Raw genomic sequence first — 14,883 nt, 5'->3', positions numbered from 1 at the left:
CCTAGTTTCCCTTGTGTTCCTTGAGAAAGTTATCCAGCATGCGGTGCCCCTGCTCGGTGAGAATGGATTCCGGATGGAACTGCACCCCTTCCACCGGCAGCGTTTTGTGGCGCACGCCCATGATTTCACCGTCTTCGGTTTCTGCGGTGATTTCCAGGCAATCCGGCAAAGTGGCGCGCTCAATGGCCAGCGAGTGATAACGCGTGCAGGTAATGGGGTTGGGCAGACCGCGGAAAACACCGAGATCTTTATGGAAGACCGGCGAGGTCTTGCCATGCATCAGCTGTTTGGCATGAATGATTTTGCCGCCGAAGGCTTCACCGATGGCCTGATGGCCCAGGCAGACGCCCAGCAGCGGAATCTTGCCGGCATAGGCTTTAATCGCGGCTAATGACACGCCGGCCTGAGCAGGCGCACAGGGCCCCGGAGAAATAACGAGATACTCGGGCTGCAGACGGCCAATCTCTTCCACCGTAATGGCATCATTGCGAATCACTTTGACCTCCTGGCCCAGTTCTCCAAAATACTGAACGAGGTTGTAGGTGAAACTGTCGTAGTTGTCGATCATCAGCAGCATGCTGTCCGTATCCCTTTGATTCTCATGGATCTCGATGCGAATATCGGCATCAATACCCACGTTAATACCTTCTTTTAAACTGCGTATCCCACGCCCTGCGTGAAGCAAGTATTATGCCCTGTTTCCGACACCTGATATCGTGCCTTTGAATTTCAGCTCGGTGATCCAAAGTGTTCAACGCGTGTTGGGTACTATGGGCCTTCAGACGGCTGTTACACTCTGTTACAAAAGCCTGGGGCAATGCCCAACCGTTTAAGTTGTAAAATTGAAACATCCGTGCCGTAGCCTTCTTAACGCTTTTCCCCATTATTTACTTTACAGAGATCTGACCAATGACATCACCGTCCTCCAAGAATACTGTCATGAAAGCTGCCATTTACGCGTTTGCCGCAATGTCATTGGTTGCTTGCGGTGGCAGCAGTGGATTGTCGCAATCCCAGAAATCCGGCTTTCTGACATCGGCTGAATACAATCGGCTCCAGGAAATTGACACATCAACACCTGGCGTAAAACTCTACCGTTACGTGAGTCCTGATTTTGATAGAAGCAAGGTCAAGGGCGTGATGATTGACCCGGTGATTCTGTATCAGACGGCACTCAAGCAGCAGGGTCAGAAGGGGCTGTCGGATGAAACCATCTACCAGACTCGTATGACACTTGACAAAGAGCTGAAGGAGCGAGCATCCAGAAGATTTAATGTCGTCACCGAGCCTGGCCCGGGCATTGGTCGGCTTACGATCGCTCTGACGGGTGCCGTTGTTGAAGGGGATAGCTTCAAGCCCTGGAACGTTGTGCCGATTTCTGCCGTGATGTTTGCTGCTCAAAAAGCCAGTGGCCTGGATTCGAAAACTCCGTCCTTCGTCGTTGAAGCCAAAATGCGCGATAGTGTGACCGGCAAGGTATGGGGTGAAGGCGTGTACGTGATGTCGGGCGAAACCTTCCGAATGGAATCCAGCTCGCCAGAGGCCTTCCAGAAGCTGGCCATTGACTGGGTCACCACCGCCGTTCGCATCTCGGCAGGCATGTCCGGAAAGTAATCATGACTCGCCGCTGCGTCTTCTTTGCGCCAATGAGGTCGCTCCGTTAGAAACAGTATCAATAACTGATCACTTTTATTATGGACTACCCCAAACTTGGCGCTTGGATAGGCGCAAGCGGCCTCCTTTCTGTTTTTATTTTCTTCAGTATCATCTCGGCCGTTTTTCTGGGCAGATACGTGGGGCACCGCAGTCATCACAAGAGCAACGGTGAGAAAACCGCCACGGATGACACCTTGATCAGTGCCATCCTGGGGCTGATGGCCCTTGTTTTGGCATTCACTTTTTCCGGTGCCGCAGGGCGAATGGATCAACGCGAGCGCCTGATCGCGGCCGAAACCAGTGCCATCACTAGCGCATATTCTGCATTGCGATACATCAACGCAACGGATCAGGAGACGATTAGACCCCTTTTCAGGGAGCTGGCCGCGCAGCGTGCCGTGCTTTTTAACCATGTGACGGACTCCCCTCTGTTTCTTGATCGTCAGAAAGATATTGATGCGACAATCAATCGGATACAGGATGCCGCGTATAGTGCTTCACTGAAGGTGGCACCGGAAGCAAAATCGCTGGCCACAGAGTTTGTTAAATTGGTCAACGCGATGAGCTCGGCATACTCTAACCAGTTGCAGGCCATGTGGTTCCACCCTCCCAGAATTATCTGGATGACACTCATACTGCTCATCCTTATCGGCTCTTTTCTGGCAGGGTACAAGATGGGCATCGCCCAGCGCCGTGAACGCTTACTGTCCGTGATGTTTGCCGCGTTAATTTCCTGCGCTGTTTACCTGATTCTGAGCCTGGAGTTTCCGTTGTTGTTCAATGTGACCCATCTGGAAAACGAAACCCGACAGGCCCGTGTTTTGCAGGACATGCTGGCTCGACCGGCCCCCTTACCCGCCCCCTTACCCGCCCCCGGAAACGCTCAGTGATGCAGCGGCTTTTTTACTCGGCACTCATCGGGCTTTTGTGTTTATCACTGGCTGGCTGCGGATCATCACCCCGCAAACCGGCAATGTCTGACTTGAACATTCAGGCAGCGCAGATTGATGGCCTGTCAGAGATCCGTTTTGTCCCCAGCACCAAAGCGGGCATCGATGCGTATATGCGGGAGTTGAAAATCATTGTGCCTAAACGAGGTCATGATGAAAGCCGCGCATCGAATTACTTGTCGTTGTCAGGCGGCGGAGACAATGGTGCGTTTGGCGCCGGACTTCTCTCCGGTTGGAGCCGCCAGGGATCTCGGCCTGAATTCGACCAGGTGGTGGGCATCAGCACAGGTGCCCTTGTCGCTCCATTTGCCTTTCTTGGCACCGCGTATGATGAACGCCTGAAGACCGTATTCACGACCACGACGCCCGCGGACATTTACAAGGACCGTAACCTGATCTCGGTCTTGATGGGCGAATCCCTGGCAGACAACACTCCCCTGTTTCATTTGATCCGCAAGACGATTGACGCGGATACGCTCGAACACATTGCTGCGGAATATGAGCAAAAGGGACGACTCCTGCTACTCGGGACCACCAACATTGACACAGGACAGCTGGTTATCTGGAACATGGGCAAAATTGCATCTTTGCGCACCGAGACCGCCGCATCCTTATTCCACCGGATCATGCTGGCGTCGGCTGCCGTGCCTGGGGTTTTTCCACCCGAGCTTTTTGAAGCGACCCTGGATGGTAAGGCGTACCATGAGCTCCATGTCGATGGCGGCTTATCCGTTCAAATCTATCTGTATCCCGCAGCCGTCAGTAAGGCCGCACAGGAAAGTGGCATCGTTAAACCACGCAAGCGTCAGGCTTACATTATTCGTAACGCCAGGATTTCTGTCGAACAGACCAACACGGAGGTCAGCAGCCTTGGCGTATTAAGCAAGTCCTACAAGAAAATTCTTCAGGCGCAGGGTGTGGGCAACCTTTATCAGATTTATCAGATTGCGAATCGCGACAAGGTGGGTTTCAACCTGGCGTTTATCGGTGACGACTTCAATGCGCCGCATCCCACCGAGTTCGATCAAGAATACATGCAAGCGCTGTACGACTATGGTTTTAACAAAGCGCTGGCTGGCTATCCCTGGGGCAAAAGCCCACCGGGCTTTGATCAAAGCACGCGAGAAGACATCGACGCACTAAGCCAGCAACCCAAAGCCAAGCCCTAACGCCCCGAACAGGGCGGTTGGTTACGTTGGTGGCACCCCATGATTGAATAACTTTGATTTCTTGGCCTTGACTTCGGGGATTTAGTCTCTATACTGTGAATTGTTGCGGTGCACAAAACGTATTTTCTGCTCTGCACCGCGAAAGATTTTTGCTTTGAAACCCACAGAAACATCCACTTTAGGAGCATGACCATGAACCAGAACCTGAACCTCGACCAGATCTTCGCCTCGAACAAGGCCAACATCGACCTGCTGCTGTCGGTTGCCCAGACCGCCCTGTCGACCGCTGAAAGCCTGGCCGCTCTGAACCTGCACACAGCTCGCGAAGTATTCGCCGACAACGCCAAGAACGTGAAGACCCTGCTGTCGGTAAAGTCGCCGCAGGAAGCCGCTGCACTGCAGGCCCAACTGGCCCAGCCGGCTGTTGAAAAGGCCGTATCGTACTCGCGCAGCGTTTACGAAATTTCGACCGGCGCTGCTGAAGAAATGAACAAGCTGTTTCAGGGCAAGTTCGGCGAGCTGAACAAGGCTGCCCAGGATCTGGCCCAGAAGACTGCCTCGGCAGCCCCGTTTGGTTCGGATGTTGCCATGGCCGCTGTGAAGCAGGCCGTTGCTGCCGCCAACTCGGCTTTCGACAACCTGAACAAAATGGCCAAGCAAGCTGCTGACGCTACGGAAGCCGGTGTGAACACGGTAACCAACGCTGCCGTTAAGGCCGCTGCTAAGGCTGCCAAGTAATCAGGCACTGCCTCATTAATGACAAGGGCTCGCCACGGCGAGCCCTTGTTGTTTCTGGTGCTGGCGATTAAACGCCCACACCGATCTTGGGTACCAGCCCGGCTTCAGCCAACTCGGCCGCACGAATGACGGCGCGCGCCTTATTCTGGGTTTCCTGCCATTCGGCATCCGGATTGGAATCAGCCACGATACCGGCACCGGCCTGCACGTTAAGAATGCCATCCTTGATTACCGCCGTGCGAATGGCAATGGCCAGATCCATATCACCACTGAAGCCCAGATAACCCACCGAACCGGCATACACACCGCGTTTGACCGGCTCCAGCTCATCAATGATTTCCATGGCACGGACTTTCGGCGCCCCGGATACGGTGCCGGCAGGGAAGCTGGCTTTGAGCACGTCAATGGCGCTCAGATCCGGCTGCAGATCACCCTCGACGTTCGACACGATGTGCATGACGTGCGAGTATCGTTCGATAAGCATGCGCTCGGTGAGTTTGACGCTGCCGGTGCGCGCCACGCGACCCACATCGTTACGCCCCAGGTCCAGCAATTGCGTGTGCTCGGCACATTCCTTTTCATCCGCCAGGAGATCGGCAGCCAATGCCGCATCAGCTTCGGGTGTTGCGCCACGCGGACGGGTACCGGCAATCGGGCGTAGGGTAATTTTTGCTGGCTGACCGGCGGCCTGGTTTTCCAGACGAACGAGAATTTCCGGGGACGAGCCAACCACGTGAAAATCACCGGCGTCCACATAGAACATATACGGTGACGGATTCAAGGCACGCAGAGTGCGGTAGAGCGAGAGCGGATGTGCATGGAACGGCTTGGTCATACGCTGCGACAACACCACTTGCATGATGTCGCCTTCGGTGATGTAGTCCTTAGCTTTGAGCACGGCGGCTTTGAAAGCCTCTTCACCAAATAGCGAAACCGGCGGCTGCGGCGCGCTCTGGGCTGGGCCAACTTCCGGCGCCACGGCCGGTGCATGCAGGCGCTGCTGCAGCCCTTCTAGCAGCTCACGCGCGGTGGCAAAGGCATGCGGCTGTGCCGGGTCGGCATAATGCACCAACGTCAGCTTGCCCGAGAGGTTGTCGACGATGGCCAGCGTTTCCACCAGCATCAGCAGAATGTCTGGCGTCCCCAGCGGATCGGGGTGCGATGCCTGGCTCAGACGCGGCTCGATATAGCGCACGGTGTCATACCCGAAAACACCGACCAGACCACCGCAGAAACGCGGCAGCCCGGGTTGGTGCGGCACCTTGAAGCTATTTTGATAGGCGGCAATTTCCGTCAGCGGATCAGCCACTGTGCGGGTGTCGATGACCTGACCGTTGTGCACCCGGGTCAGCTCGTGACCGGTAAAGCTCAAGCGTGTATGCGCCGGCAGACCGATAAAGGAATAACGCCCGAAACGCTCGCCCCCCTGTACCGATTCAAACAGAAAGGTATAGGGCGCATTGGCCAGTTTGAGATACAGCGAGAGCGGGGTTTCCAGATCTGCCAGGGTTTCCAGCGTCACCGGAATACGGTTGTAACCCACCTCAGCCAGGTTCTGGAAGGCGGCTTCGGCGCCCGGATCCGTCACACACAACAGATGATGGTGCGAAGTCGTTGTCATACAGCGTCTCCTTGCAGTCGCGAGGGCAACAGACGCGCCAGCGCCTCCAGGCTATCCACCAGCACATCGCAATCTTCGGCTTTGATCGGGTAGCCTTCCGCATAACCGTAGGTCACGCCGGCCGCGGCACAGCCAGCGGCTCTGGCTGACTCGATGTCATTGGCCGAATCACCCACATGCAGGTTGTGCGTCAGGGAAACATCCATCTCGACACAGGCACAGATCACGGGATCGGGTGCCGGTTTTTTATGCGGGGTCGAATCACCACCGACAACGGCCTTGAAATACGGTGCCAGGCCCGTCGCCTGCAGCAGCGGCAAGGTAAATTTGACGGGCTTATTAGTCACCACGGCCATGGAATAACCCGCCGCCTGCAACAGCACCAGGCCTTCACGCACGCCTGGGTATACCTGAGCATGACGGCCATTGATATGGGTGTAATGACGCAGATAGGCTTCGAGACCCTGGTCGAACAGCGCCTCATCCGGCACGCTGCCGCTGGCATCGTCCGTCAGACAGCGGCGCACCAGCGTCTGGGTCCCACGGCCGACAAAACGGCCTATCTCATCGATTGAGCGATCCGGCAAGCCCAGTTCGGCAAGCATGGCGTTGCAGGCCTGGTGCAGATCAGCAATGGTGTCGACCAGCGTACCATCCAGATCAATGGTGAGGCTACGGACGGCACTCAGCGGTTCACGGGAAAATGACATCGCTTAGACTCCGGCCAGCTGTGCACGCATGGCGGCGATGATAGCGGCGTAATCGGGTGTATTGAAGATCGCAGAACCGGCGACAAAGGTATCGGCGCCCGCGCGCGCGACTTCAGCGATGTTATCGATCTTGATGCCACCGTCGATTTCCAGCTTGATGGCCCGACCCGTCTGTGCGGTGTAGGCATCCAGCTTGGCGCGCACGGCTTTCAGTTTGTCGAGCGTCGCCGGAATAAAGGACTGGCCGCCAAAGCCGGGGTTCACCGACATCAGCAGCACCATATCCAGACGATCCATCACCCAATCCAGCACATCAATGGGCGTTGCCGGATTCAACACCAGACCGGCCTTGCAGCCCTGCGCACGAATCAGGCTCAACGAGCGATCCACATGGGCAGAGGCTTCCGGATGAAAACTGATCCAGTCAGCACCGGCCTTGGCAAAGGCTTCAATCAGACTGTCGACCGGCGACACCATCAGATGCACATCAATCGGTGCCTGGGTATGCGGGCGAATGGCTGCGCAGAACATCGGCCCCATGGTGAGATTGGGGACGTAATGGTTGTCCATCACATCGAAGTGAATCCAGTCCGCACCGGCAGCGATGACGTCACGAACCTCTTCACCCAGACGGGCAAAGTCGGCAGAGAGAATACTGGGCGCGATGGTGTACATGAGAGGCTCGCTGTCGATTGCGTGAGTCGTTTCGTGATACGTTAAGTCGCTAAGCGCTTAGCTACGGTAGTCCGCATTGATCTTGACGTAGTCGTAGGAGAAATCGCAGGTCCACACCGTGGCCTGTGCCGCGCCTCGTGCCAGATCAATGCGGATGGTGATCTCGGCATCGGCCATGATGGCAGCGCCCTGATCTTCGGTGTAAGCCGCCGCACGACCACCCTGCTCGGCCACCAGCGTTTCACCCGATTGACTGGCCAGCCAGACACGAATGTTATCGACATTCAGATCGGTAATACCGGCATAACCGATGGCCGCCAGGATCCGGCCCAGATTGGGATCGGAGGCAAAGAAGGCGGTCTTCACCAGCGGCGAATGACCGATGGCATAGGCCACGGCACGACATTCTTCGCGTGTTTGACCGCCGCTGACGGCGACGGTCATGAACTTGGTCGCGCCTTCACCATCACGCACGATGGCTTGCGCCAACGTCTGGGCAACGGCCAGCAGTGCTGCGGACAGCTCGGACCAGCCGGCTTCCTGTCCGGTGCTGAACTGCACGCCAGATTGACCGGTGGCGATGGCCACAAAGGAATCATTGGTCGACGTATCGCCATCCACCGTGATCGCGTTAAAGGACTCGTCGGCGATGCCTTTCAGCGTTTCGGCCAGCAGCGCCGGTGCAATACCGGCATCGGTACCCATGAAGCCGAGCATGGTCGCCATATTCGGCTTGATCATCCCGGCGCCCTTGGAGATGCCAGTGATCGTGACGGTTTTGCCGTTGATGCTCAGCTGACGCGATGCGGCCTTGGCGATGGTATCCGTGGTCATGATGGCATGCGCTGCCGCATGCCAGTGATTCGGCGCTAGGTCCGCCATGGCTCCCGGCAGACCGGCCACCAGCGTATCGACCGGCAGCGGCTCGAGAATCACCCCCGTGGAAAATGGCAGAATCTGGCTGACCTTGACCTGCAGTAGCGCGGCCAGTTCAGCACACGTTCTATTCGACGCGGCCAGACCCGTTTCGCCCGTACCCGCATTGGCAATGCCCGTGTTGATGACCAGGGCGCGGATATCGGCATTACCGTGTTCGGCCAGATGTGCACGGCACACCTGCACGGGTGCCGCACAGAAACGGTTCTGTGTGAACACGCCGGCCACGCTGGCACCAGCGTCAATCGCAATGACGGTCAGATCCTGGCGGTCTTTCTTACGGATTCCTGCGGCAGCCACACCCAAACGGATACCGGCCACCGGATGCAGCGCCTCAGGCGCCGGCGTCTGGTAGTTCACAGGCATTACAGCAGTCTCCCGTGGCAATACTTGAATTTCTCGCCCGAACCACAGGGGCAGGGCGAATTACGATTAATGGTTTCCGGGTCATACGGATTGCCGTCCTGATCCACGAACACGCCCGGCTCGCCATGCTGATAATCCAGGTTTTCCGGCGCAGCGGCATTGGCTGCCGCCGCGGCTGCATCAATCTCTTCTGCCGACCCGATACGCACCGTCATCAGCACGCGCGACACTTCACGACGCACGGCGCTCAGCAGGCTGTCGAACAGCTCGAAGGCTTCACGCTTGTATTCCTGCTTCGGATCTTTCTGTGCATAGCCGCGCAGATGGATCCCCTGACGCAGATGATCCAGCGCCGACAGATGCTCACGCCAGTGCGAATCCAGGCTCTGCAACATGACACTGCGTTCAAATCCGGCAAAGGCTTCGGCATCGACCAGCGCCACCTTGGCGGCATAGACGTCATCAGCAGCGGCAATCAGGCGCGCTAGCAAGGCTTCGTCATCCGGCGCATCGTCGGCTTGGGCCATCTCGGCCAACGGCACACGCAGCTGATACTCGGCTTCGAGCAGATGCGCCAGCGCCGGCAGATCCCACTGTTCATCGATGGAGCCTGCCGGCACGTAGGTGCGGAACACTTCTTCCAGCAGCCCGTGACGCAGCGCGGTCATGGTGGCGCTGATTTCGGCCGTTTCCAGCAGTTCGTTACGCTGGGTGTAGATGACGCGACGCTGATCGTTGGCCACGTTGTCGTATTCGAGCAGCTGCTTGCGGATATCGAAGTTGCGACCTTCCACCTTGCGCTGCGCCGATTCCAGCGAACGCGTCACGATGGCGTGTTCAATCGGTTCCCCTTCCGGCATCTTCAGGCGATCCATGATGGCCTTGATGCGATCACCCGCAAAAATGCGCAGCAATGAGTCATCCAGCGACAGGAAGAAGCGCGAACTGCCGGCATCGCCCTGACGACCCGCGCGACCCCGCAGCTGGTTGTCGATACGGCGCGACTCATGACGCTCGGAACCGATAATATGCAGGCCGCCGGCCGCAATCACGGCGTCATGGGTTTTCTGCCATTCGGCACGTAGCGCGGCAATCTTCTGCTCTTTGGCATCGGCCGACAGTGATTCGTCGGCATGGATGGCATCGATGTCTTTGCTGATATTGCCACCCAGCACAATGTCAGTACCACGGCCCGCCATGTTGGTGGCAATGGTGATCACCCCCGGCTTACCGGCCTGGGCAACGATCTCGGCTTCGCGCTCGTGCTGTTTGGCATTGAGCACCTGGTGAGCCAGCTTTTCACGCTTGAGCAGATCCGACAGCAACTCCGAGTTTTCGATCGAGGTGGTGCCCACCAGAATGGGGCGACCCGCCTCATGCTGGTGACGGATATCGGCCACGATGGCGTTGAACTTTTCCTGCTCGGTCCGGTAGATCTGATCCTGGTGGTCTTTGCGGACCGCCGGACGATGCGTCGGAATCACCACGGTTTCCAGGCTATAGATCTGCTGGAATTCGTAGGCCTCCGTGTCAGCCGTACCCGTCATACCGGCCAGCTTGCCGTACATGCGGAAGTAGTTTTGGAAGGTAATCGAGGCCAGCGTCTGGTTCTCGTGCTGAATTGCCACGCCCTCCTTGGCCTCAACGGCCTGGTGCAGGCCGTCCGACCAGCGACGGCCGCTCATCAGACGACCAGTGAACTCATCGACAATCACCACCTCATCGTTCTGCACGACATAATGCTGATCGCGATGGAACAGGTTGTGAGCGCGCAGTGCGGTGGTCAGGTGATGCATGAGCAGAATGTTGGCGGCTTCGTACAGGCTATGGCCTTCGGCCAGCAGCCCGGCTTCAATCAGCACGCGCTCGGCGCTTTCGTGGCCTTCTTCCGTCAACAGAATCTGATTGGCTTTTTCATCCACCCAGAAGTCACCCGGGCCATCTTCCTGTGCGCAACGTGTCAGCCCCGGTGCCAGGGCATTCATACGCACATAAAGCTCGGTATGATCTTCGGCCTGGCCAGAAATAATCAGCGGTGTGCGTGCTTCGTCAATGAGAATGGAGTCGACTTCATCGACAATGGCGTAATGCAGCTTTCGTTGCACACGGTCCTGCACGTCGTAGACCATGTTGTCGCGCAGATAGTCAAAACCGAATTCGTTGTTGGTGCCGTAGGTAATGTCACAGGCGTAGGCCTCACGCTTTTCGAGCGATGACATCTGCGCCAGATTGCAGCCCACCGTGAGCCCCAGCCAGGTATGCAGGCGCGCCATCCATTCAGCATCGCGGCGCGCCAGATAATCATTGACAGTCACCACATGCACGCCGTTGCCGGCCAGCGCATTCAGGTAGGCCGGCAAGGTCGACACGAGGGTCTTGCCTTCGCCAGTCCGCATTTCGGCGATCTTGCCGTAATGGAGGACCATGCCGCCAACCAGCTGCACATCGAAATGACGCATGCCGAGCACCCGCTTGCTGGCCTCTCGCACGACAGCAAAGGCTTCCGGCAGGAGCGTATCGAGGGTTTCGCCGCCGGCGAGGCGGGTGCGGAATTCAGGGGTCTTGGCTTGTAGCGCGGCATCATCCAGCGCTGCCATTGCCGGCTCGAGGGCGTTAATGCGTTCGACCTGTTTGCGGTAGGTTTTAAGCAGGCGGTCGTTACGGCTACCGAAGAGCGATTTGAGCAGGCCAGAAATCATGAGAAGGTTCCAGTAAATATCCTTGCAATTTTAGCATGTTGAGCGCCCCTTTCCTGCCAGAAAGCTTATGGCAGGCGCTTGGCAGAACATGGGGCCAACCCGGCGCTCATCGACTACGAAAAGCGTCGCAAATCGCGCCAAATTGCCCCCATATTCTGCCCGGAACCCTGTTTAGGGTTCTTCCAGAAAACCACAAACCTTGGCCCAAGGGCATCCTGATCCAAAGGTTAGCCCGATTTACGACGCTTTTCGTAGTCGATGAGGGCGCCTTTGGTCAGGATGCCCTCGGCTAAATACTGTTGGTACACCTTCTTTGATCACGGCTTGCCCACCCACTTACCGTGAGGCATACCGCAAGCCCGGCTTTCATGGGGCGCAAGCGCCCAAATCCAGCCAAACTTGCTGCATACCTCACCCTCAGCTACTCTAACCATATGTACCCCACCCGCAGCCAATTTAAGAAACCTGCCCTGCGCGCCCTCTCCGATGTCCTGGAATATGGCGGCAGCGCCCGCAGCCAGGCCGAAGCCACAGCAACGCTTGGCGGCCTGATGCAACACGCGCGGACGTTACAAACACTGCAGGATGTGCTCATTCGTACACTGCCACCCGCCATGGGCCGGGGATGTCGGGTGGCCAATCTGAGCGGCGACACGATCAGCGTCCTATGCAACCATCCCAGCCTGGGCGCTCGCCTACGTCAGATGGGCCCCAGCCTGGTCAACGGCTGGCGTCAGGCCGGCTTTGCCTGCAGCGCACTGGATGTCCGAATTCGGCCAGGGTTGCCGGAAGACAAGCCGCAAACCCCGTTTCAGCGGGCGCCGCTGTCGGCCAATGCCGCAGCCAGCCTTGAGGCGCTGGAAAGTACCATTGGGGATTCGGACCTCAAAGCGGCGCTGGCGCACCTGCGCCAATCCGCCGACAACCACTGATCAGGTGGTCAGCGCGTAAGCCTGCTGCATCCAGCGCGTCACACCTTCCGGGGCAACGGCCGGCGGCACGAAAGACACGATCTCGTAAGACTCGGCATCGGCCAGTACGGCGCGCGCCAGTTTGTTGTTGAGATCGTGGCCGGATTTATGGGCGGTAAATTCGCCAATGATCGGATGGCCGATCAGATACAGATCGCCAATCGCATCCAGCACCTTGTGCTTCACGAATTCATCGTTGTAACGCAGACCATCCGGGTTCAGGATGCGGTATTCATCCAGCACCACGGCATTTTCCAGGCCACCGCCCAGCGCCAGACCATTCTCGCGCAGGAATTCGACTTCCTGTGTAAAGCCGAAAGTACGGGCACGCGCGATATCACGCGTGTAGCCCTGCTCGGCAAAATCAAAGCTCACCTGCTGACCGGTTCGGTCGATCGCCGGGTGATTAAACACAATGGAGAAATTCAGTTTGAAACCATCGTAGGGTGACAAACGCGCCAGTTTGTCGCCTTCCTGAATTTCAACAGCCTTTTTGATGCGCAGAAAACGCTTGGGCACCGGCTGTTCCAGAATACCGGCCGACTGGATCAGAAAGACAAACGGCGAGGACGAGCCATCAAGAATCGGCACTTCGGCCGCGTCGATATCCAGCCAGACGTTATCGATCCCCAGACCGCACAACGCCGACATCAGATGTTCGATCGTACCGACGCGGACACCTTCCACATCCAGGCACGAACACATGCGGGTATCGCCAATCAGCAGCGCACTGGCTTTAATCTCAACCGGGGTTTCCAGATCCACACGACGGAAGACGATGCCCGTATCCGGCGCTGCGGGACGCAGCGTGAGCGTGACTTTGCGACCCGAGTGCAAACCCACGCCACTGGCGCGGATGACTGATTTAACGGTGCGCTGACACAACATCTGGGACATGGTTGCTGAATCCGGACAGACTACTTGAAACAAAGCGTTGACAAAAACTTGGGGGGACGGAGCCCTAACTGGCTAATTCTAGCACAGACCAGGGCCCCTTCCGACGGAGGCACAACAGATTACTGCTTTAACTTCAGCAGGTTAACCATCGATTCGGGGGCCTGCGCAGGGCCCCGGACCGGAGACAGTTGACCTGTTTAGAACAAGGCCGAGGATTAATCGGCTTGCTTACGCAGAAATGCCGGGATGTCGTAGTGATCCACACCCTGCGAGACAAAGGCTTCGACCTTCAGATTGCTGGCAGCCGGTGCGGCCACCGTGGTCTGACGTGCCGAACGCATACCCGGCGGCAGATCGTACTGGCTGAAATCACCAAACGGCGTGGCATCACCGGTACCCGTAGCGCGCATCGGCTCAATCACCGTGAACGATTCACGGGTCGGCTTGGCGGCGCGGGCTTTCTGACCTTCCAGACCCGTAGCAACCACGGTCACGCGCAGCTGGTCACCCATCGATTCATCAAATACGGCACCGAAGATGATTTCGGCCTCGTCCGACACGTGATCACCGATGGTGGCCATGACTTCGTTGACTTCACGCATCTTCAGCGATTTGGAGGCAGTGATGTTGACCAGCACGCCCTTGGCCCCCGCCAGCTCGACGCCTTCCAGCAGCGGGCAGGCCACAGCCTGTTCGGCGGCGAGGCGCGCACGATCCATGCCTTCAGCGACCGCGGAACCCATCATGGCGCGGCCCATGGCCCCCATCACGGTACGCACGTCTTCAAAGTCAACGTTGACCAGACCCTTCAGGGTAATGATCTCGGCAATACCGCCTACGGCGTTACGCAGCACATCATCCGCCGCATGGAAGCAGGCTTCCATTTCAGCATCGTCACCCAGCACATCCATCAGGCGATCATTCAGAATCACGATCAGCGAATCCACATGCTGTTCCAGTTCGGCGATACCCGATTCGGCAGCCTTCATACGCTTGCCTTCGAACATGAACGGCTTGGTAACCACCGCAACGCTCAAAATACCCAGTTCACGCGCCACTTCGGCAACGATCGGTGCCGCACCCGTGCCCGTACCACCGCCCATACCGGCGGTGATGAACACCATGTGGGCGCCACGCAGCATATCCTTGATCTGCTCGCGCTGCTCTTCGGCAGCGGCACGACCGGCAGCTGGTTTAGCGCCAGCGCCCAGACCCGAGGCGCCCAGTTGCATGCGATGACCGGCCAGGCTGTTGTTGAGCGCCTGGGCATCGGTGTTGGCGGCAATGAACTGCACGCCATGCACATTCTCACGGATCATGTGGTCGATGGCATTACCGCCCGCGCCGCCTACACCGATCACCTTGATGATTGTGCCGTTTTCTTCTTTCTCGATAATTTCAAACATAACTGCCTCCGTTATTAAAGCGATAAATCGTGTTGGGTAAGAACTACCTGGTATGACTGATGCTGTTGCTTGCTACGTTGCTGCCTTTG

The 14,883-nt window shown here is 57.5% G+C and carries 13 protein-coding genes; 5 read left to right on the top strand and 8 right to left on the bottom strand.

The annotated features are described in order from the left end of the window. Position 1 precedes the first annotated feature (1 nt). Positions 2-577: an anthranilate synthase component II gene (locus AC3GOJ_RS05040; protein ID WP_488236422.1), complete on the bottom strand. Its 576-nt coding sequence runs from the start codon at positions 575-577 to the stop codon at positions 2-4. Between the two features lie 362 nt (positions 578-939). On the opposite strand from AC3GOJ_RS05040, the gene AC3GOJ_RS05035 reads away from it, so the two are divergent. From AC3GOJ_RS05035 to AC3GOJ_RS05020, 4 genes are all read left to right on the top strand, one after another. Beyond that, a complete protein-coding gene (locus tag AC3GOJ_RS05035; RefSeq protein WP_488236372.1) occupies positions 940-1,614 on the top strand; it encodes a DUF3313 domain-containing protein in 675 nt (224 codons plus the stop codon). Positions 1,615-1,694: 80 nt separating this feature from the next. Further along, complete coding sequence (locus AC3GOJ_RS05030) at positions 1,695-2,546, top strand: bestrophin-like domain (protein WP_488236371.1); 852 nt, start codon at positions 1,695-1,697, stop codon at positions 2,544-2,546. A gap of 83 nt (positions 2,547-2,629) precedes the next feature. Then, positions 2,630-3,775, top strand: coding sequence for a patatin-like phospholipase family protein (locus tag AC3GOJ_RS05025; protein ID WP_488236370.1), 1,146 nt, complete (start codon positions 2,630-2,632; stop codon positions 3,773-3,775). Positions 3,776-3,967: 192 nt separating this feature from the next. Beyond that, entirely contained in the window at positions 3,968-4,513 is a 546-nt protein-coding gene (locus AC3GOJ_RS05020; protein ID WP_488236369.1) for a phasin family protein, read from the top strand. Positions 4,514-4,580: 67 nt separating this feature from the next. Here AC3GOJ_RS05020 and trpE read toward each other — a convergent pair whose 3' ends face one another. Genes trpE through secA form a run of 5 tightly spaced genes read right to left on the bottom strand, consistent with a single transcriptional unit; the run spans position 4,581 to position 11,520 of the window. Beyond that, the gene (gene trpE, locus AC3GOJ_RS05015; protein WP_488236368.1) at positions 4,581-6,134 is read right to left on the bottom strand and encodes an anthranilate synthase component I; all 1,554 of its coding nucleotides are present in this window, start codon (positions 6,132-6,134) and stop codon (positions 4,581-4,583) included. Continuing rightward, the gene (locus AC3GOJ_RS05010) at positions 6,131-6,844 is read right to left on the bottom strand and encodes a phosphoglycolate phosphatase (RefSeq protein ID WP_488236367.1); all 714 of its coding nucleotides are present in this window, start codon (positions 6,842-6,844) and stop codon (positions 6,131-6,133) included. Before AC3GOJ_RS05010 ends, trpE begins: the two co-directional genes overlap by 4 nt. 3 nt (positions 6,845-6,847) lie before the next feature. Beyond that, on the bottom strand, positions 6,848-7,519 hold the full coding sequence (gene rpe / locus AC3GOJ_RS05005) for a ribulose-phosphate 3-epimerase (protein ID WP_488236366.1): 672 nt from the start codon (positions 7,517-7,519) through the stop codon (positions 6,848-6,850). 57 nt (positions 7,520-7,576) lie between these two features. Continuing rightward, complete coding sequence (gene argJ, locus AC3GOJ_RS05000) at positions 7,577-8,821, bottom strand: bifunctional glutamate N-acetyltransferase/amino-acid acetyltransferase ArgJ (protein ID WP_488236365.1); 1,245 nt, start codon at positions 8,819-8,821, stop codon at positions 7,577-7,579. Then, positions 8,821-11,520: a preprotein translocase subunit SecA gene (gene secA / locus AC3GOJ_RS04995; protein ID WP_488236364.1), complete on the bottom strand. Its 2,700-nt coding sequence runs from the start codon at positions 11,518-11,520 to the stop codon at positions 8,821-8,823. Before secA ends, argJ begins: the two co-directional genes overlap by 1 nt. A 368-nt stretch (positions 11,521-11,888) precedes the next feature. Here secA and AC3GOJ_RS04990 point away from each other — a divergent pair, with 368 nt between their 5' ends. Further along, positions 11,889-12,452 (top strand): DciA family protein, encoded by a 564-nt coding sequence (locus AC3GOJ_RS04990; RefSeq protein ID WP_488236363.1) that lies wholly within the window; start codon positions 11,889-11,891, stop codon positions 12,450-12,452. On the opposite strand, the gene lpxC is transcribed toward AC3GOJ_RS04990, so the two are convergent. Both lpxC and ftsZ read right to left on the bottom strand, forming a co-directional pair. Further along, entirely contained in the window at positions 12,453-13,379 is a 927-nt protein-coding gene (gene lpxC, locus AC3GOJ_RS04985) for a UDP-3-O-acyl-N-acetylglucosamine deacetylase (RefSeq protein ID WP_488236421.1), read from the bottom strand. 224 nt (positions 13,380-13,603) lie between these two features. Further along, positions 13,604-14,794, bottom strand: coding sequence for a cell division protein FtsZ (ftsZ, locus tag AC3GOJ_RS04980; RefSeq protein WP_488236362.1), 1,191 nt, complete (start codon positions 14,792-14,794; stop codon positions 13,604-13,606). Between the last annotated feature and the right edge of the window lie 89 nt (positions 14,795-14,883).

This window comes from Fluviibacter sp. (assembly GCF_057744235.1).
Note: the sequence above shows the minus strand (reverse complement) of the source record. Positions and strands in the feature narration are given on the sequence as shown.

What these genes read in the sequence shown, in the direction of transcription:
- AC3GOJ_RS05040 (WP_488236422.1), bottom strand. Translation starts at nt 577, where the DNA reads ATGCTGCTGATGATCGACAACTACGACAGTTTCACCTACAACCTCGTT.
- AC3GOJ_RS05035 (WP_488236372.1), top strand. Translation starts at nt 940, where the DNA reads ATGAAAGCTGCCATTTACGCGTTTGCCGCAATGTCATTGGTTGCTTGC.
- AC3GOJ_RS05030 (WP_488236371.1), top strand. Translation starts at nt 1,695, where the DNA reads ATGGACTACCCCAAACTTGGCGCTTGGATAGGCGCAAGCGGCCTCCTT.
- AC3GOJ_RS05025 (WP_488236370.1), top strand. Translation starts at nt 2,630, where the DNA reads ATGTCTGACTTGAACATTCAGGCAGCGCAGATTGATGGCCTGTCAGAG.
- AC3GOJ_RS05020 (WP_488236369.1), top strand. Translation starts at nt 3,968, where the DNA reads ATGAACCAGAACCTGAACCTCGACCAGATCTTCGCCTCGAACAAGGCC.
- trpE (WP_488236368.1), bottom strand. Translation starts at nt 6,134, where the DNA reads ATGACAACGACTTCGCACCATCATCTGTTGTGTGTGACGGATCCGGGC.
- AC3GOJ_RS05010 (WP_488236367.1), bottom strand. Translation starts at nt 6,844, where the DNA reads ATGTCATTTTCCCGTGAACCGCTGAGTGCCGTCCGTAGCCTCACCATT.
- rpe (WP_488236366.1), bottom strand. Translation starts at nt 7,519, where the DNA reads ATGTACACCATCGCGCCCAGTATTCTCTCTGCCGACTTTGCCCGTCTG.
- argJ (WP_488236365.1), bottom strand. Translation starts at nt 8,821, where the DNA reads ATGCCTGTGAACTACCAGACGCCGGCGCCTGAGGCGCTGCATCCGGTG.
- secA (WP_488236364.1), bottom strand. Translation starts at nt 11,520, where the DNA reads ATGATTTCTGGCCTGCTCAAATCGCTCTTCGGTAGCCGTAACGACCGC.
- AC3GOJ_RS04990 (WP_488236363.1), top strand. Translation starts at nt 11,889, where the DNA reads ATGGGGCGCAAGCGCCCAAATCCAGCCAAACTTGCTGCATACCTCACC.
- lpxC (WP_488236421.1), bottom strand. Translation starts at nt 13,379, where the DNA reads ATGTTGTGTCAGCGCACCGTTAAATCAGTCATCCGCGCCAGTGGCGTG.
- ftsZ (WP_488236362.1), bottom strand. Translation starts at nt 14,794, where the DNA reads ATGTTTGAAATTATCGAGAAAGAAGAAAACGGCACAATCATCAAGGTG.